Raw genomic sequence first — 17592 nt, 5'->3', positions numbered from 1 at the left:
GGCCACGCCGGTACAGGGGCACGCTCTTATACGGAGCGCGGTAGTTTACGTCATATCACGTATAAATTCATGCCTGCCCAGCTACGCTGCGATCAGCCCCGACGCCAGGTAGTCCCCTCCCGGGAATCATCCAGAATGATGCCTTTCTCCGCGAGTTCATCGCGAATCCGGTCAGCACCGGCGAAGTCTCTCGCCTTGCGCGCATCCGCCCGAGCCTGAATTAACGCCTCAATGTCTTCTGCGCTCAGATCTCCGCCGGTATCGGCCTGGAAAAATGCTTCCGGGTCCTGTTGCAGCAACCCCAGAATCCGGCCCAGCCGCACCAGCACAGCGGCACTGTCACGAGCGACCTGCTCGCTACCATCACGGCGATGCTGGTTGATTTCAGCGGCCACCGCATGCAGCACCGCAATGGCACCAGCGGTATTGAAGTCATCATCCATTGCCTCCGCGAAGCGACGGTCGTGCTCCGTTTCAGCCACACTCTTGGACGGCACCAGTCCACGCAGAGCATGATAGAGCTTGGTCAGGGTGCGCCCGGCTTCCGCCAGATTATCCTCGGAGTAATCAACCTGGCTGCGATAGTGGCTGGACACCAGGAAGTAACGCACCACTTCGGCCGGATAACTCTCAAGGATTTCGCGGATGGTAAAGAAGTTGCCCAACGACTTGGACATTTTTTCCTTGTTTACCCGGATGGCCCCGGCGTGCATCCAGGTGCGGGCGAACTCCTCTCCGGTCGCCGCCTCGGATTGAGCAATCTCGTTTTCATGGTGAGGGAACATCAGGTCAGGCCCGCCACCATGAATATCGAAGGTGTTGCCCAGGCAGCAAGTGGACATCGCGGAACACTCGATGTGCCAACCAGGGCGACCGTCGCCCCAGGGAGACGGCCAACTGACCTCGCCAGCCTTGGCAGACTTCCACAGGGCAAAATCCGCCGGACTGCGCTTGGCAGCTTCAACGTCCACCCGGGCTCCGGCAAGCAGATCTTCCAGTTTTTTCTTGCTGAGCTTGCCGTAACCCTCAAAGGAATTGACGGCAAAGTAAACGTCACCATTCTCCGCTGCGTATGCATGATCCTTACTGATCAGCACCTTGATCATGGCAATAATATTGTCGATATGAGCCGTTGCCCGCGGCTCCTCGGTGGGAGCCAGCACGCCCAGGCGCGCCTCGTCTTCATGCATTGCCTGGATCATGCGATCGGTCAGATCAGTGTACACCTCACCGTTTTCATCGGCCCGCCGCAGGATCTTGTCGTCAATGTCGGTGATGTTGCGGACATAATGCACATCATAGCCACGGTGACGCAGGTACCTTGTAACCACATCAAAGGCCACCAGCACCCGGGCGTGTCCGAGGTGGCAATAGTCATAGACGGTCATGCCACATACGTACATCCGGACCTTGCCGGATTCGAGCGGCTGGAACGTTTCCTTTTGCTGGGACAGTGTGTTGTAAATTCGGATCACTATATCGGCCTATTCGGGCAATCAGGATTTGTTTTGGGCGCCGGCCCAGGAATCCCTGAGCGTAACGGTGCGATTGAAGACCAGCTTGCCGGCGTCTGAAGCGCTTTCATCGAAGAAGAAGTACCCTTCACGCTCGAACTGATACGGCAGATCGGTTCGCGGCTGGGCAAGGCTCTTCTCGACCCGGGCGCCCGTCAGGCGGGTCAGCGACTCCGGGTTGAGGTGATCAACAAAATCCCCGTCCTTGTCACTGTCCGGCGATTCGTGGTTGAACAGGCGGTCGTACAGATTGATGTCCGCCTCCACACTGTCGCTTTCCGATACCCAGTGAATGACACCGTTGGGCTTGTAGCCTTCCGGGTTCACCCCAAGCGTCTTCGGATCATACTCACACTTGAGCTCGACAATGTTTCCGTCACCATCGCGCACCACTTCCCGGCAGGTCATCACGTAACCGCCACGGAGGCGCACCGCCTGATCCGGCGCCAACCGTTTCCATTTGCGCGGCGGCTCTTCCACAAAGTCGTCGCGATCAATGTAGAGCGTTCGGGTCCACGGCACTTCCCGGGTTCCCATCTCTTCGTTCTGCGGGTGCACCGGCAGGGTCAGTGTTTCACTCTGGCCTTCCGGGTAATTGGTCAGGGTCACCTTGAGCGGACGCATCACACACATGGCCCGGGGTGCACGCGTATTAAGGTCTTCGCGAATGGCAAATTCCAACATGCCCACGTCAACGGTACCGCCCGCCTTATTCACACCAATCATGTCACAGAAGGTACGGATCGATTTCGGGGTGTAGCCGCGGTGACGCATGCCGGAGATGGTTGGCATACGGGGATCATTCCAGCCATCCACAAACCCTTCATCCACGAGGCGCTTGAGCTTGCGCTTACTGGTGATGGTGTAATTGAGGTTGAGCCGGGCGAACTCGGTCTGGTGCGGCCGTGCCGGTGGCGTGATGTTGTCCAGCACCCAGTCGTACAGGGGGCGGTGATCTTCAAATTCCAGCGTACAGAGGGAGTGGGTAATCCCCTCCATGGCATCGGAAATCGGGTGGGTGAAGTCGTACATCGGGTAGATGCACCACTTGTCACCGGTCTGGTGATGCTCCGCATAACGGATACGGTACAGGATCGGATCACGCAGGTTCATATTCGGCGAAGCCATGTCGATCTTCGCACGCAGAACGAGCTCACCGTTTTGGTACTTGCCGTCGCGCATATCCTGGAACAGCTTCAGGTTCTCTTCAACCGGACGGTCGCGATCCGGGCTGTTACGCCCCGGTTCTTTCAGGTTGCCACGATACTCAGCCATCTGCTCCGCTGTCAGTGAGCACACATAAGCCTTGCCCTTTTCAATCAGTTCCACTGCATAGCCGTAGATGGCATCAAAATAGTCGGAGGCATAACGCACCTCACCGGCCCACTCGTAGCCCAGCCACTGCACATCCTGGCGAATGGCATCGATGTATTCCTGAGACTCTTTCTCGGGATTGGTATCGTCAAACCGGAGATTACACTCACCGCCGAAGGTATCGGCAATACCAAAGTTCAGACAGATGGATTTGGCATGGCCAACGTGCAGATAACCATTGGGCTCGGGCGGAAAACGGGTCACCACCTTGCCAGTGTGCTTGCCACTGCTGATTTCGTCCTTGATCAGGCTTTCAATAAAGTTGTGGGCTTTCTTGGAATCGGCGCTCATACGATCTCAATTAAGTGGAACGTTGATTTAAAGGACGCATTATACGCATTCAGATGCCACGAATAACCCCATTACATTAACGAGCCCCGCAATAACCGGGAGTTTTTCGGAACGCCGCAACGGTTCAACGCATTGATCATGCACTGCGGCTAACTCTTACGTACAATAGCGACTTTCTGTTGTACTTCTACAATCACTGACTTTACGTTTAACCGCTACAGGAACCCCTCAATGATTCTGCTGACTACCAATCACGGCGCCATCAAGATCGAACTCGACCACGAGAAAGCTCCGGAAACCGCAAAGAACTTCGAGCAATACGTTCGTGACGGCTTCTACGACGGCCTGATCTTCCACCGCGTGATCGGCAACTTCATGATCCAGGGCGGCGGCTTCGAGCCTGGCATGCAGCCGCGAAAAACCCGCGAGCCGATCAAGAACGAAGCCAACAACGGCCTCAGCAACATGACCGGCACCATCGCCATGGCGCGCACCATGGATCCGCACTCCGCCACCGCCCAGTTCTTTATCAACGTTCAGGACAACGGCTTTCTGGATCACACCGCTGAAACAGCCGAAGGCTGGGGCTACTGTGTATTCGGCAAGGTGGTTGATGGCATGGATACCGTCAATCAGATCCGCGCCGTGCGCACCACTATGCGCGCCGGCCATCAGGACGTTCCCGCGGATGACGTGGTGATCGAGAAGGTCGAAATTCTGGAGGATGGAGGCGCAGCGTGACCACGCTGCTCATCTCCGACCTGCACCTTGAGGAAGCACGCCCGGACATTACCCGGGCGTTCCTGAACTTCCTCGAGCAGAAAGCCCGCGGCATCGACCAGCTGTACATCCTCGGGGATTTTTTCGAAGCCTGGATCGGCGACGATGAACACACCCCATTGCAGGATGAGGTGGCCTCGGCCCTGAAGGCGGTCAGTGCCAGTGGCACCGCACTGTTCCTGATGCACGGCAACCGTGATTTCCTGATCGGCGAGGACTTCTGCGAGCGTGTTGGCGCCACCCTGCTTGACGATCCCACGGTGGTAGACATGTATGGCACCCCCACCCTGCTGATGCATGGCGACAGCCTGTGTACTGCCGACGTGGAATATCAGAAGTTCCGCACCACCATGCGCAACCGGCAGTGGCAAGACATGTTCCTCAAGCGGCCCCTGGCTGATCGCCAGACCACCGCGCGCCAGCTTCGTGAAATCAGTATGGCGAAGAACAAGGGCAAGGAAATGGCCATCATGGACGTGACACCGGAGGAAGTGGTCAGAGTCATGGAGGATCAGGGCGTGCAACGCCTGATACATGGCCACACCCATCGTCCAGCTGTCCACGAACTGGAAGCCGGCGGCCAGTTAGCCAAACGCATCGTGCTTGGTGACTGGGACAAGGGCATCTGGTGGGTCAGGGTTCAACCCGGCAGTGAGCCCGAGCTCAATCAGGCACCACTGCAGTGACAGACGGGACAGGGTCACCGTTGCGGCTGGCCTTGTCCTTTTTTATTTAGATCCCCCGCGCCCTTATCCCCCTCACATTCCAGTTCATCAGGTGCCGGAACAGATAACGAAACAGCCAGCGGCGCACACCGGACAGATTACTGCCCTGCGCCCGGTAAAAGTCATCCGGCTGACTGAACACCCCGAAATCGTCAGCGATCCCCTCTTTCTGGATGTAGGTATTGGCCCCGGTCCATTCGTTGTCCGGCGCTTGCAGGCAGCGGGTTGCTACGCCATAGCCGCTGAAGGACTCACACTGGTCAGCGAATCGCTTCTGCACCTGCCTAAGGTAGGCCTTGTCGATGATGTAACCTTCAATTTCCAGCCAACGTCCACCGATCCAGATCTCAACCCAGCTATGAATGATACGGTCTGGCGCCAAGACAAACAGGTAGCCAGGAATTGCACCCTTCTGCAAGTCGTTGTAGATGGTAAAGCCGTGAAACCTCGCCGGAATGCCTGCCGCCCGAAGCAAGGCCATCAATAACGTACCCTTGGTATTGCACTGTCCATAACCGTCCCTCAGCACTTCGCTGGCGCTGAGGGTGTCATCGCGGTTATAGCCGAACGCGATCTCATCCCGCACAAACTCGTAGATGTCCCTGGCCATCTCGTCGTCAGGCCGGCCACCCCAGCCCCGCTCCCGAACCAGCTGCTGGATCTGCGGATGCCGGAAGTCCAGCATGGGCGTTGGTTTCAGATAGCTTTCCATTGATGCCGACATCGATAGTCTCCTCGCTCTGTTTTATCAAAGCATAAGAACTCCCCAGGGTGGAGACTTGAATAAACCGGCTATGTCAGCGGAATATGGCCAGCGCCTCGCGAATGGAAAGACCAAAAGACTTGCTGAAGGTACGGCTCAGGTGCGCACTGTCCGAAAAGCCCGCTTCGTGGGCCGCCTCGGTGGCACTGCGGCCACCACTCATCGAATTAACGGCGCACAGCAAACGACGCCATAGCAGATAGGGGCGCCAGGCGATGCCCATCTGCTCGCGAAACAGATGCAGGAACCGGCTTTCCGAAAGGTTCAGCCATGCCGCAACTTCCGACGCCCGCCAATGGTCGGGCTTAACGCATTGATCACGAAAACAGCCATCCAGCCGCTCCAGTAAACGGGCAATCCGCCCATCAGCGGGCGCACCGGAGCTCTGCCCCGCACCTTCCCATGCCGACCACTCCAGAGCATTCGCCAGACTGCGCAACACGGCGACAAGATCCTCCTCGTCATCAAGAACGCTCACCAGATCAGGCAACCCCACAAGCTGCCGAACGTCTTGGCCGTCGAGATACTCTGCAAGCCTTTCCCCCCAGTCAGACTGGGGCTCCACCAGCATCACCAGCCCCTGCGACATCGTCAAACGATGCTCAACACCTGCTGCAAGAACCACCGGGGCCGTCTCAACCACGCCCGCCAGCGCCAGCTCACAAACACCCACAGGCCAGACCACCTGCAGGGCATGATGACTGTGTACTCCGGCATCCAGTGCTTCACCCGTGACCAGCAGCAGCCCGGGACACAGATACAGAGTTGCGTTCAGATCGACCTCCTTGTGCGCACACTTGATGAGCCCCTGATACAACAAAAACCCCAAAGCCTTGCGACTTTGGGGTTTCAGGGTACCCCATTTACAGGGGAAATTACCGGACAGCGGTAATGGGCGGCTTATTGCTCCACGAAGGCCCGCTCGATGACATAGTGCCCCATATTGCCCTGGCGCGCTTCTTCAAAGCCCATGTCGTTTAGGATCGCGCAAGTATCCTTCAGCATGCTTGGGCTACCGCAGATCATGAAACGATCGTTTTCCGGGTCCAGCTGAGGCAGCCCCAGATCCCGGGCCAGCTTGCCGTTTTCCATGGCATCGGTCAGGCGGCCCTGATTACGAAAATCTTCGCGAGTGACCGTCGGGTAGTACAACAACTTACCCTGCACCATTTCACCAAAGAACTCGTTTTCCGGCAGATCAGTAATTTCCTGCTGGTACGCCAGCTCGCTGACGTAACGGACACCGTGAGTCAGGATTACCTTATCGAAAGCATCATACACTTCCGGATCCTTGATAATACTCATGAACGGCGCCAGCCCGGTACCGGTGCTGATCAGCCACAGGTTCTTGCCCGGAAGCAGGTTATCCAGGATCAACGTACCCGTGGGCTTGCGGCTAACCAGAATCTGGTCACCGACGCTGATTTTCTGAAGGCGTGAGGTCAGCGGGCCGTCCTGAACCTTGATGGAGAAGAACTCGAGCTCTTCCTCGTAATTGGCGCTGGCGATGCTATAGGCACGCATCAGCGGCTTACCATCCGTTTCCAGCCCGATCATCACGAAGTGTCCGTTCTTGAACCGAAACCCCGGATCCCTGCTGGTCTTGAAGCTGAACAGGGTGTCGTTCCAGTGATGGACGCTGGTGACGGTTTCTTTCATCAGATTGCTCATGGTCTCGCCCGTAACTTAGATGGTTACCAAATGAAGATTGCAAGCATCTTACCCCAGGGGTAACCTATCGACAAAATGGGATATTTTCATAACCTTATTCGGATTAATCGATTATGAGATGCAGCTTTCGCCAGCTTGAAGTCTTCCTTGCCGCCGCCCATTTCCAGAACATCACCAAGGCGGCCGAATCCCTTGCCATGTCTCAATCGGCAGCCAGCAGCGCACTGAAGGAACTGGAAAGCCAATTCGATATTCAGCTTTTCGATCGCGTTGGCAAACGCCTGCAACTGAATGAACTGGGCCGGCTATTCCGTCCAAAAGTGGAAGCCTTGCTGGCTCAGGCCGGAGAACTGGAACAGGCCCTGGCCAAGCATACCGAAGTAGGCGCCCTCAAGGTGGGCGCCACCCTGACCATCGGCAACTACCTTGCCGTTGGCATCATGGCCGATTACATGAAATCCGAAACCCAGCCCCGGGTCTCCCTTGAAGTGGCCAACACCCGCACCATCGCGCAACGGGTGATTGATTTCGAGCTGGATATCGGGCTGATTGAGGGTGAACTGCAGTCCCCCGAGCTGGAAGTGATTCCCTGGTTGGCTGACGAGCTGGTGGTGTTTTGTGCGCCCGGGCATCCCTTGGCCAATCGGGAAACACTCACTGACGAAGACCTGAAGCAGGCGACCTGGATCATGCGGGAACCTGGCTCTGGCACCCGCCAAACTACGGAGCGGGCAATGCACGGCATCTTGCCGGACATGCAGATATTGCTGGAACTGGAACACACCGAAGCGATCAAGCGCGCGGTAGAAGCCGGGCTGGGGATTGGCTGCCTGTCACGGGTCTGTCTTGCCGATGCCTTCCGCCGCGGCAGCCTGGTGCCACTACCCGTCCCGTCGCACCGGCAACTGGACCGCCAGTTTTACTTTATCCTGCATAAACAGAAGTACCGCAGCGCGGGCATCGATCGCTGGATGGACCTCTGCAGGGAGCTGTAACGCGGACCGATACCAGGGCTACCAAAAGCAATCAATCATTGTTGTCTTCGGCCATCACTCCGACACCCAATACTTCCAGGCCATAGCGCGCCAGCAACGCGCGGTATGCCTCAGAGGACAGGAACTCATCAATTGCGTCGTCAATGGCATCCCGGTCAGCCTGGGTTGTGGACTTTCGACTCAGCATCAAATGGACGGGATCGGCGTTCAGGTGAAGACCATGGAGGGCGATGCTGTCGGCGTGCCCCAGCGTAACGGCTACACGATAAATGCTGACAACGTCACCGACAATGGCATCAATACGCCCCAGGGTCAGCATGCTGATCAGCTGTTCGGTGTTGCGGACCAGAATCAGCCGACCACGATCCACCAGCCCCCCACTGTCGAGGGCGTCGTACTCGGGCCCGTAATACCCACCGTTCACCGCCCCGAGTACCACCGGGAACTCAGAAATAAACTGTTGAAGGCTCGCGGCCGGAAAGTGATCCTGATCGTCCGCACGGATAATTAATTCAATCCGTTCCTGCCGGTATTCGCGGGTGAAGCGGCCAAAGCGCCTGCGTTCATCCGTTATCGACGCTCCGGCAACCAGATCAACGGTACCTTCCTGAAGATCAACCAGGGCACGCTTTGAGGGGTGCTCAACGAAGACATAATCACACCCGGCCAGATCAAGAACAGACCTGACCAGCTCATAATCGAATCCCTTCAGGTTGCCGGAGTCATCCCGGTACATGTAGGGCTCCCAAGTCGCCTGGTTAACTACCAGAGTCTTTGAACAGTCCGCGAACACGGGCGTGCCCAGCACCCCCATGCCCAGCAGGCACACCCCCATCCCGAAATACTTCAGGCTTATCCCCATCCATCACCCATACAGAATTCCGACAACCCGTAAGTTACAGTCTAGCATTCCGTCCAGTCTATACCGGCCAACTGACCCGAAAAACCTGCCTCTGAGGCCAGATTAAACGCCCTGCTGGAGCCCTTCAGCCACTGCCGGGACGGGCCCGCTGTGAAAGCGGAACTCGGTGTCAGGCGTCTCGATCAGCGCCTGCTCAATCGCCAGAAAGGTCGCAATACGGTCATCGATGGGCTCTCGCGTTGCCTGCTCGGCCAGCGCGAGATAATCCTGATAGTGACGAGCCTCGGATTTGAGCAAGCTGTTGTAGAACTCCGCCAGCCTGTCATCCAGATGCGGTGCCAGCGCCGCAAAGCGCTCGCAGGAGCGTGCCTCGATAATCGCCCCGACAATCAACACATCCACCAGCTTGCCCGGGTCTTCTGCCCTCACCTCCTTGCGCAATCCCGCAGCGTATCGGGACGGGGTCAGGTGATCGTAGGTCACCCCGCGCTTTTTCATAATCGCCAGTACCTGCTCGAAATGACGCAACTCCTCCCGCGCCAGTCGCGACATCTTGTTGAGCAGGCTGGTATTGTCGACATAGCGATACATCAGACTCAAGGCGGTGGACGCTGCCTTCTTTTCGCAGTGGGCATGATCGATCAGCATCAGGTCCTGGTTGGCCAGGGCGTTCTCGATCCACCGTTGCGGGGTGCGGCAGGGAAGGAATTCATGGATGGCATCAAGGGCGGATGTCATGGGTATCGTGGGACCGTCAATTAAAGTAGGACGCGATTATACACGATTGACAAACGGCTTTAGACCACTGGCCAGCTTAACTTTCAGCACGGTTTCCTATAGAATGCGGCGCCAGTTAGGGAGCCTCTCCCGGTAGCTTCCGGAGAGTCTCCACGGCCTGTTCGCCATAAAACTCCCGCCAGGCAAAGATGCTGTAGGCGCGGGACATTCCAACTGATGAGGGTCCATATCGTGTTAGAAGCCTATCGTGAACACGTTGCAGAACGCGCAGCTCTGGGCATTCCCCCCAAGCCCCTGAACGCTGAGCAAACCGCAGCTCTGGTTGAGCTGGTCAAGAACCCGCCGGCCGGCGAAGAAGAAACCCTGGTAGACCTGCTTGAAAACCGTATTCCGCCGGGTGTTGACGAGGCTGCCTACGTAAAGGCCGCATTCCTGACCGCCATCGTCAAGGGCGAAGCCACTTCCCCGCTGGTCAGCAAGCAGAAAGCCGTGCAACTGCTGGGCATGATGCAGGGCGGCTACAACATCGCCACTCTGGTCGATCTGCTGGACAACGCTGAACTGGCCGAACTGGCTGGTGAGCAGCTGAAAAAGACACTGCTGATGTTCGACGCCTTCAACGACGTGAAGGAAAAAATGGACGCCGGCAACGCCGTCGCCAAGAGCATCATGGAATCCTGGGCCAATGCCGAGTGGTTCACTGGCAAGAAGAAAGTTGCCGAGAGCATGAAGATGGTCGTGTTCAAGGTGACTGGCGAGACCAACACCGACGACCTGTCTCCGGCTCCGGATGCCTGGTCCCGTCCGGACATCCCGCTGCACGCCCGCGCTGCCTACAAGATGACCCGCGACGGTCTGACTCCTGAAGAGCACGGTGTGACTGGCCCGATGAGCCAGATCGACGAAATCAAGGCCAAAGGCCTGCCGGTTGCCTTCGTTGGCGACGTGGTTGGTACCGGTTCTTCCCGTAAATCGGCCACCAACTCCGTACTGTGGTTCTTTGGTGACGACCTGCCGGGCGTTCCCAACAAGCGCGGCGGTGGTGTCTGTATCGGTAACAAGGTTGCCCCGATCTTCTTCAACACCATGGAAGATGCCGGCGCCCTGGTTTTCGAAGCGCCTGTTGACAACATGAACATGGGCGACGTGATCGAGATCCGTCCTTACGACGGCAAGATCCTGAACGAAGCCGGTGAAGTAATCTCCGAGTACAAGTTCAAGTCCGACGTCATCCTGGATGAAGTTCAGGCCGGCGGTCGTATTCCCCTGATCATCGGTCGTGGCCTGACCAACAAGGCTCGCGAAGCTCTGGGTCTGGGCGCTACTGATATCTTCCGTCTGCCGGTTGATCCGGAAGCCGGCACCAAGGGCTACTCCCTGGCTCAGAAGATGGTTGGTAAGGCCTGCGGTCTGGAAGAAGGACAAGGCGTTCGTCCGGGCACCTACTGCGAGCCCAAGATGACCACCGTTGGCTCCCAGGACACCACTGGCCCGATGACCCGTGACGAACTGAAAGATCTGGCCTGTCTGGGCTTCCAGGCGGACCTGGTCATGCAGTCTTTCTGTCACACGGCTGCTTATCCGAAGCCGGTTGACGTTGAAATGCAGCACACCATGCCGGACTTCATCCAGACCCGTGGCGGTGTTGCCCTGCGTCCGGGCGACGGCATCATCCACTCCTGGCTGAACCGCATGCTGCTGCCGGACACCGTCGGTACCGGTGGTGACTCCCACACCCGTTTCCCGATGGGCATCTCCTTCCCGGCCGGTTCTGGCCTGGTAGCCTTCGCTGCAGCCACCGGCGTTATGCCGCTGGATATGCCTGAGTCTGTGCTTGTTCGCTTCAAGGGCGAAATGCAGCCGGGCATCACCCTGCGCGACCTGGTACACGCCATTCCGCTGTACGGCATCAAGCAGGGCATCCTGACTGTTGAGAAGAAAGGCAAGATCAACGAATTCTCTGGTCGCATCCTGGAAATCGAAGGCCTGGAAGAGCTGACTGTCGAGCAGGCGTTCGAACTGTCTGACGCTTCTGCCGAGCGTTCCGCTGCTGGTTGTACCATCAACCTGTCCGAGGATTCCGTTGCCGAGTACCTGCGTTCCAACATCACCATGTTGCGCTGGATGATTGCTGAAGGCTACGGCGATCCGCGTACTCTGGAGCGTCGCGCCAAGGCAATGGAAGAGTGGCTGGCGAACCCGAGCCTGATGCGTGCCGACAAGGACGCTGAATACGCTCACGTCATCGAAATCGACCTGGCCGACATCAAAGAGCCGATCGTTTGCTGCCCGAACGACCCGGACGACGCCCGATTCCTGTCCGAAGTCGCTGGCGACAAGGTTGACGAAGTGTTCATCGGTTCCTGCATGACCAACATCGGTCACTTCCGCGCCGCTGGTAAGCTGCTGGAGCAACACAAAGGTGCCCTGAGCACTCGCCTGTGGATGTCTCCGCCGACCAAGATGGACCAGGCGCAGCTGATGGAAGAAGGTTACTTCAACACCTACGGCACCGCCGGTGTTCGCACCGAGATGCCGGGCTGCTCCCTGTGCATGGGTAACCAGGCACGTGTTGCTGCTCAGTCCACTGTTCTGTCCACGTCTACCCGTAACTTCCCGAACCGCCTGGGTGATGGTGCCAACGTGTACCTGACCTCTGCGGAACTGGCTGCGGTAGGCGCGGTACTGGGCAAACTGCCGACTCCGGCCGAATACATGGAGTACGCGCAGAACCTGAACAGCATGTCGAAAGAGATCTACAAGTACCTCAACTTCGACAAGATGGAGGAGTACACCAAGAAGGCTGCCGAAGCGAACGTTGAGTAAGCTTCAGCCTGAACGGTAACTCATCCGAAAACGCCAGCCTCCGGGCTGGCGTTTTTTTGTGCCCCGTATCCGGCAGCCCATAAAAAAAGGGCCCGCTCAGGGCCCTTTTTCGTTTCGATAGCTTACCGGGGCCAATCAGGAACCCATGGCACGATCAAACGACTCCTGCACTTCACGGGGAGGCTCAGCGCCCGCCAGAGAAACCACAACAATCGAAATGGTCGCCAGGATGAATCCCGGGATGATCTCATAGAGGTCGAGAATGCCTCCCGACAGGTTACCCCAGATCACTACGGTCGCACCGCCGACAATAATACCCGCTACCGCCCCTGCACGGGTCATGCGCTTCCAGTAGAGGGACAAGATCAGCGCAGGACCAAAGGCAGCGCCGAACCCGGCCCAGGCGTAGGACACCAGCTCAAGCACCTTGCTGTCCGGATTGAACGCCAGGATACAGGCAATAATAGCGATCCCCATCACCGCAAAGCGGCCAACCCAGACCAGCTCACCCTGGGACGCCTCCCGACGGAACAGCGCCTTGTAGAAATCTTCAGCCAGCGCTGAGGACGACACCAGCAACTGCGAATCTGCCGTGCTCATCACCGCCGCCAGAATCGCAGCCAGCAGGATACCCGCAATTACCGGATGGAACAGAGCATCGACCAAAAGCATGAATGCACGCTCACCGTCTTCCAGCGGCGTCTCAAAGTAACCGATGGCAGCAAAGCCGACCAGCAACGCACCCAGCAAGCCCATACCACTCCAGATCACCGCGATACGGCGGGCCATCGGGATATCCGCTTCACTGCGAATGGCTTTGAAACGAGCCAGGATGTGAGGCTGACCAAAGTAGCCCAGCCCCCACCCCAGCAGGGACAGAATGGCAATCAGCGAAATGGCAGAGCCATCGCTGCTGGTCAGGGCATTGAGGAATTCCGGGTTCTTCAGCTCCATGGCCGCCTGAGTTGCACCCCAGCCGCCATCAGCCTGGATCGCCATGATCGGAACCAGCAGCAGGGCCGCAAACATCAACAGCCCCTGGATGACGTCAGTCCAGGCAACAGCAAGAAACCCGCCGAAGAAGGTGTAGGACACCACTGCCAGGGTTCCGACAATAACCGCGGTGGAATAGTTCAGACCAAACACGGTCTCGAACAGCTTGCCTCCGGCGACCAGACCCGAACTGGTGTAGAACAGGAAGAACAGAAGGATAAAAAACGCCGACACCACCCGCAGGATGCGGGATGTATCGTGGAAACGGTTTTCGAAAAAGGATGGCAGGGTCAGGGAGTCGCCTGCGGCAAGAGAATAGGTCCGCAAGCGCTTGGCCACAAACAGCCAGTTCAACCAGGTACCTGCCAGCAGCCCTACCGCAATCCAGATAGCCTCATAGCCGGCGGCATAGGCGTAGCCAGGAAGCCCGAGCAGCAGCCAGCCACTCATGTCGGAAGCTCCTGCACTGAGTGCCGACGGCAGGGGCCCGAGGCTGCGCCCGCCGAGTATATAGTCAGACAGATTGGACGTGCGCCGATAGGCAACGTAACCAATACCCAACATCAATAGAATATAGACAAGGAATGTCAGGCTTACGCCCAAGTTGCCATCAGTCATTATATTTGTCTCCCAATGCGCTGTGCTCGCTAGTTGTTGTCGGTTGTCGTATCAGATGCATACATGCCCTGGCACAAAGGGCGCCAGCGGCGAAAGCAGCATCAAATCTTTTCCACTCCGAGTGATAGCAGTGACGCGTTCCCTCCGACTGCCGTGGTATTGATGGTCCGCGACCGTTCTGTCGCAAATCGCAACAGATAGTGCGGACCACCTGCTTTCGGGCCGGTACCAGACAGGCCCCGTCCTCCAAAAGGCTGAACCCCAACCACCGCGCCGATCTGGTTGCGGTTAATGTAGGTGTTGCCAACCTTGACCTTCTTTTCGATGTAGGCCGCAGTGCTCTCGCTACGGCTATGGATTCCGAGGGTCAAGCCATAGCCCGCCTCGTTGATTTCACGAATGACCGCGTCCAGATCGTCCGCGGCATAACGAATAACGTGAAGAACCGGGCCAAAGTGCTCCTGAGTGAGCTGCTTCATCGAGTCGATGCCGTAGGCCACCGGCGCCAGGAAGTGAGCCGGCTGAGACACCATTGGAAGCGGCGCACGGGCAATGAGGCGGCTGGTGGCGTCCAGTTCGTCCAGGTGGGCCTTCAGGTTGGTCAGGGCTTCGCCATCAATGAGCGGTCCCACATCGGTACTGGCCAGCGCAGGATCCCCCACTGAAAGCTCCTGCATGGCCCCGGCGAGAAGTTCCTCGATACGGTCAGCCACATCCTTCTGCAGATACAGAACCCGCAGGGCGGAGCAGCGTTGACCAGCACTGGCAAACGCCGATTGAATCACATCCCGGACCACCTGCTCCGGCAGCGCACTGCTGTCAACGATCATGGCATTCTGGCCACCGGTTTCGGCAATCAGCGGAACGATGGCCCCCTCCCGCTGAGCCAGAGCCCGGTTAAGACTATGGGCGACCTGGGTAGAACCGGTAAACGCGATACCGGCAATTCGAGGGTCTGGAGTCAGCTGACCACCGATAGCCTCGCCGTCACCAGGCAACAACTGGATCACCCCTGGCGGAAACCCCGCCTCCAGCATCAGCTCAACCGCGCGGTGAGCCACCAGCGACGTCTGCTCGGCCGGCTTGGCGACAACCGTATTGCCTGCAACCAGCGCGGCCATGATCTGGCCGGTGAAAATGGCCAGCGGGAAATTCCAGGGGCTGATACACAGGAATACGCCACGCCCCTCCAGGTAGAGCTCGTTGCTCTCCCCTGTCGGTCCGGGCAACGCCATCGGGACACCAAAACGGGCGCGACCCTGAATTGCGTAATACCGGCAGAAATCGATCGCCTCACGAACTTCGTCAATGCTGTCCTGCAGATTCTTGCCGGCTTCCCGACAACAGATGGCCATCAACTCTGCAAAGTTCGCTTCCAACAGGTCAGCAAATCGTTCAAGACAGTCTGCCCGCTCATCGGCCGGCTTTTCACTCCAGTCGGTAAATCCACGATGGGCGGCCGCCAGAGCCTGCTCGACGTCATCCTTACCCGACCAGACCACGTGCCCCACCAGTCGATCAAGATCCTGGGGGGAGCACACGGCCTTGCGTTCACCATCCGGGCGGCGCTGTCCGTCGATAAGCGGGCCAGCTTCCCAGCGAGCGTCAGCCCAGTGGCCAAGCGTGGTCATCAAGGGGGTGAGGTCGTGTTCAACGTTGAGATTGATGCCCCGGGCATTTTTCCGCTGCCCTCCGTAGATCGCCCTGGGCAACGCGATCCGGTCGTTGGGCAATGAACGGTGCCTGGTGAGCTCCTGAACCGGATTACGCACCAGCGTATCAACCGGTGTTTCGGCATCGACCAGCCGGTGGACGAAGGACGAATTGGCACCATTTTCGAGCAATCGACGGACCAGATAAGGCAGCAGATCCTTGTGAGCCCCCACCGGAGCATAGATTCGCACCGGATAGTCATAGTCCTTCAGCACCGCGTTATAGAGCGCGTCTCCCATGCCATGCAGACGTTGAAACTCGATCCGGCGCTTTTTATGACGAGCCATCGCAATGACCGACGCTACCGTGTGTGCATTGTGACTGGCCAGCTGCGGATACAGTGCACCCTGAGTGTAATCACTGAGCAGGTAACGCAGGCATGCCAGATAGGACGCATCGGTGGCCTCCTTGCGGGTAAACACGGGGTACCCTTGCAGACCCAGTTGCTGGCACAGCTTGATCTCACTGTCCCAGTAGGCGCCTTTTACCAGGCGCACCGGAATTTCATCACCCTGCTCCCGGGCCAGCCTGGTCAGCCAGCACAACACTGGCAGGGCCCGCTTTGAGTAAGCCTGAACAACGAGGCCAAGACCACCCCACCCTTTAATCTCCGGCGCCCGATACAGTTTCTCGAACAGCTTCAGCGACAACTCCAGGCGGTCCATTTCCTCGGCGTCGATGGTAATGGCAATCGATTTCTCCCGGGCGAACCTGAGCAGCCCAACAACGGAGTCGTACAACTCCGTCAGAATCCGGGTTTCCTGAGAGGCCTCATACCGGGGATGAAGTGCGGAAAGCTTGATAGAGATGGAAGGTCGCAGAGCGCCGTCAGCCGGATAGCGGTCGTCACCCACCGCGGCAATCGCCTTGCGATAATCGGCGTGGTAGCGGGCAGCATCGGCGTGGGTCATCGCCGCCTCGCCGAGCATATCAAATGAGTAGGTGTAGCCCCGGTCGCGATAGCCGGCACCCGTCTTCAGCGCCTCGTGAATATCCCGGCCCAGCACAAACTGCCGGGCCATGATCCCCATCGCTTTGTACATGGCGCTGCGGATGACCGGCTCGCCACTGCGTTTGACCAGCCGTTTCCAGATATTCGTGGGTGAGCCGTCCAGCCGCTTGTCGAGCTTGACCACTCGGCCGGTGAGCATCAGCCCCCAGGTGGACGCGTTGACCAGCGTCGAATCACTGCGCCCGACGTGCCGGTTCCAGTCCGCCATGGACATTTTATCTTCAATCAGGGCGTCTGCGGTGTGCTTGTCCGGGATGCGCATCAGCGCCTCAGCAAGGCACATCAGCAGGATTCCCTCGTGGGTATCAAGGCTGTATTCCTGCAACAGCGCGTCAATCATGTGCACGGAGTCTTCCTGCTCCCGCACCTGATGAATAAGCCGCGTAGCAATATCCGTCACATCACGGAGCTCCGCAGCATCGCTTTGTGCAATGGCGACAATCTCCTTCAGGTAAACACTCTCATCGACGGCATAGTTTTCGACAATGCCCTGCCAGAATGCAGACAGAGGCTGCTCCTGAAACGCCGGTTCGAGTACCCTGCTTGCCTTGAACATGGGAGGTTTCTCCGACCTGGTACCAGGCTCCGCAGGTTCCAGGGAATAAACATCGATTAAACAGACCCGCCAAACGGCATCGCTTAATTACTAAAGTTAGTCGCTATTGACCCAAGATGGTTGTAAATCCCTACGGATTGTTTGCAAAACTCTCCGATTGT

Annotated in this window: 13 protein-coding genes; 4 read left to right on the top strand and 9 right to left on the bottom strand. The window is 57.8% G+C overall.

Annotation, left to right across the window (positions count from 1 at the left end):
* Positions 1-92 precede the first annotated feature (92 nt).
* Together cysS and BLV11_RS11110 are read right to left on the bottom strand one after the other, a co-directional pair.
* On the bottom strand, positions 93-1478 hold the full coding sequence (gene cysS / locus BLV11_RS11115; RefSeq protein ID WP_217634566.1) for a cysteine--tRNA ligase: 1386 nt from the start codon (positions 1476-1478) through the stop codon (positions 93-95).
* Between the two features lie 18 nt (positions 1479-1496).
* Positions 1497-3179 carry a glutamine--tRNA ligase/YqeY domain fusion protein gene (locus tag BLV11_RS11110; RefSeq protein WP_091813815.1) on the bottom strand — a complete coding sequence of 561 codons (1683 nt, stop codon included), beginning with the start codon at positions 3177-3179 and terminating at the stop codon, positions 1497-1499.
* Positions 3180-3410: 231 nt separating this feature from the next.
* On the opposite strand from BLV11_RS11110, the gene BLV11_RS11105 reads away from it, so the two are divergent.
* Together BLV11_RS11105 and BLV11_RS11100 are read left to right on the top strand one after the other, a co-directional pair.
* A complete protein-coding gene (locus BLV11_RS11105) occupies positions 3411-3920 on the top strand; it encodes a peptidylprolyl isomerase (protein ID WP_091813812.1) in 510 nt (169 codons plus the stop codon).
* On the top strand, positions 3917-4645 hold the full coding sequence (locus BLV11_RS11100) for a UDP-2,3-diacylglucosamine diphosphatase (protein WP_091813809.1): 729 nt from the start codon (positions 3917-3919) through the stop codon (positions 4643-4645). Before BLV11_RS11105 ends, BLV11_RS11100 begins: the two co-directional genes overlap by 4 nt.
* Before the next feature lie 46 nt (positions 4646-4691).
* On the opposite strand, the gene BLV11_RS11095 is transcribed toward BLV11_RS11100, so the two are convergent.
* The 3 genes from BLV11_RS11095 to BLV11_RS11085 form a co-directional block, all read right to left on the bottom strand.
* Positions 4692-5408 (bottom strand): transglutaminase-like domain-containing protein, encoded by a 717-nt coding sequence (locus tag BLV11_RS11095; protein WP_091813806.1) that lies wholly within the window; start codon positions 5406-5408, stop codon positions 4692-4694.
* Positions 5409-5481: 73 nt separating this feature from the next.
* Complete coding sequence (locus tag BLV11_RS11090) at positions 5482-6264, bottom strand: helix-turn-helix domain-containing protein (RefSeq protein WP_091813803.1); 783 nt, start codon at positions 6262-6264, stop codon at positions 5482-5484.
* Between the two features lie 83 nt (positions 6265-6347).
* Positions 6348-7118 carry a ferredoxin--NADP reductase gene (locus BLV11_RS11085; protein WP_091813799.1) on the bottom strand — a complete coding sequence of 257 codons (771 nt, stop codon included), beginning with the start codon at positions 7116-7118 and terminating at the stop codon, positions 6348-6350.
* Between the two features lie 113 nt (positions 7119-7231).
* On the opposite strand from BLV11_RS11085, the gene BLV11_RS11080 reads away from it, so the two are divergent.
* Positions 7232-8113 (top strand): LysR family transcriptional regulator, encoded by an 882-nt coding sequence (locus BLV11_RS11080; protein WP_091813796.1) that lies wholly within the window; start codon positions 7232-7234, stop codon positions 8111-8113.
* A 31-nt stretch (positions 8114-8144) separates the two neighbouring features.
* Here BLV11_RS11080 and BLV11_RS11075 read toward each other — a convergent pair whose 3' ends face one another.
* Together BLV11_RS11075 and BLV11_RS11070 are read right to left on the bottom strand one after the other, a co-directional pair.
* Complete coding sequence (locus tag BLV11_RS11075; RefSeq protein WP_091813793.1) at positions 8145-8975, bottom strand: substrate-binding periplasmic protein; 831 nt, start codon at positions 8973-8975, stop codon at positions 8145-8147.
* A 102-nt stretch (positions 8976-9077) separates the two neighbouring features.
* The gene (locus tag BLV11_RS11070) at positions 9078-9713 is read right to left on the bottom strand and encodes a MiaE family protein (RefSeq protein WP_091813790.1); all 636 of its coding nucleotides are present in this window, start codon (positions 9711-9713) and stop codon (positions 9078-9080) included.
* Positions 9714-9944: 231 nt separating this feature from the next.
* On the opposite strand from BLV11_RS11070, the gene acnB reads away from it, so the two are divergent.
* Positions 9945-12539 carry a bifunctional aconitate hydratase 2/2-methylisocitrate dehydratase gene (gene acnB / locus BLV11_RS11065; RefSeq protein ID WP_091814118.1) on the top strand — a complete coding sequence of 865 codons (2595 nt, stop codon included), beginning with the start codon at positions 9945-9947 and terminating at the stop codon, positions 12537-12539.
* 135 nt (positions 12540-12674) lie between these two features.
* Here the strand turns inward: acnB and putP are convergent, their stop codons facing one another.
* Together putP and putA are read right to left on the bottom strand one after the other, a co-directional pair.
* A complete protein-coding gene (putP, locus tag BLV11_RS11060; protein ID WP_091813786.1) occupies positions 12675-14150 on the bottom strand; it encodes a sodium/proline symporter PutP in 1476 nt (491 codons plus the stop codon).
* 101 nt (positions 14151-14251) lie between these two features.
* A complete protein-coding gene (putA, locus tag BLV11_RS11055) occupies positions 14252-17431 on the bottom strand; it encodes a bifunctional proline dehydrogenase/L-glutamate gamma-semialdehyde dehydrogenase PutA (RefSeq protein WP_091813782.1) in 3180 nt (1059 codons plus the stop codon).
* Positions 17432-17592 lie beyond the last annotated feature (161 nt).

The organism is Marinobacter mobilis, assembly GCF_900106945.1.
Lineage (GTDB): Bacteria > Pseudomonadota > Gammaproteobacteria > Pseudomonadales > Oleiphilaceae > Marinobacter > Marinobacter mobilis.
Note: the sequence above shows the minus strand (reverse complement) of the source record. Positions and strands in the feature narration are given on the sequence as shown.

Coding starts and splice junctions, on each gene's coding strand:
- BLV11_RS11110 (WP_091813815.1), bottom strand. CDS start 3,179: ATGAGCGCCGATTCCAAGAAAGCCCACAACTTTATTGAAAGCCTGATC.
- BLV11_RS11105 (WP_091813812.1), top strand. CDS start 3,411: ATGATTCTGCTGACTACCAATCACGGCGCCATCAAGATCGAACTCGAC.
- BLV11_RS11095 (WP_091813806.1), bottom strand. CDS start 5,408: ATGTCGGCATCAATGGAAAGCTATCTGAAACCAACGCCCATGCTGGAC.
- BLV11_RS11085 (WP_091813799.1), bottom strand. CDS start 7,118: ATGAGCAATCTGATGAAAGAAACCGTCACCAGCGTCCATCACTGGAAC.
- BLV11_RS11080 (WP_091813796.1), top strand. CDS start 7,232: ATGAGATGCAGCTTTCGCCAGCTTGAAGTCTTCCTTGCCGCCGCCCAT.
- BLV11_RS11075 (WP_091813793.1), bottom strand. CDS start 8,975: ATGGGGATAAGCCTGAAGTATTTCGGGATGGGGGTGTGCCTGCTGGGC.
- BLV11_RS11070 (WP_091813790.1), bottom strand. CDS start 9,713: ATGACATCCGCCCTTGATGCCATCCATGAATTCCTTCCCTGCCGCACC.
- putP (WP_091813786.1), bottom strand. CDS start 14,150: ATGACTGATGGCAACTTGGGCGTAAGCCTGACATTCCTTGTCTATATT.
- putA (WP_091813782.1), bottom strand. CDS start 17,431: ATGTTCAAGGCAAGCAGGGTACTCGAACCGGCGTTTCAGGAGCAGCCT.